Origin of the sequence: Lysinibacillus sp. OL1, from assembly GCF_004332175.1 — a bacterium.
GTDB lineage: Bacteria > Bacillota > Bacilli > Bacillales_A > Planococcaceae > Lysinibacillus > Lysinibacillus capsici.
In genome coordinates this window covers 1-255 of the sequence record NZ_SJDS01000128.1, presented here as the reverse complement: position 1 = coordinate 255, position 255 = coordinate 1, and the positions used below count along the sequence as shown (strand labels likewise).

The window sequence follows — 255 nt, the reverse complement described above, 5'->3', positions numbered from 1 at the left end:
CATCCATCGCCACATCGAAGAGGGGCTGAAGCCGGCCGAGGCGGCCTTGATCGGCGCGCGCGAGATCATCGGCCCCGTGGTCGCGATGACGATCACGCTTGCCGCGGTCTACGCCCCGATCGGCCTGATGGGCGGCCTCACCGGCAGCATGTTCCGCGAATTCGCCTTCACGCTGGCGGGCTCGGTGATCGTATCGGGCGTGGTCGCGCTGACCCTGTCGCCGATGATGAGCTCGCAGCTGTTGGGTGAAGCGAC

At 67.5% G+C, this 255-nt stretch carries 1 protein-coding gene; it reads left to right on the top strand.

Going from position 1 to position 255, the window contains the following annotated elements:
- Positions 1-255, top strand: a 255-nt coding sequence (locus EW028_RS24765) for an efflux RND transporter permease subunit (RefSeq protein WP_131522791.1), incomplete at both ends; no start/stop codon positions are given.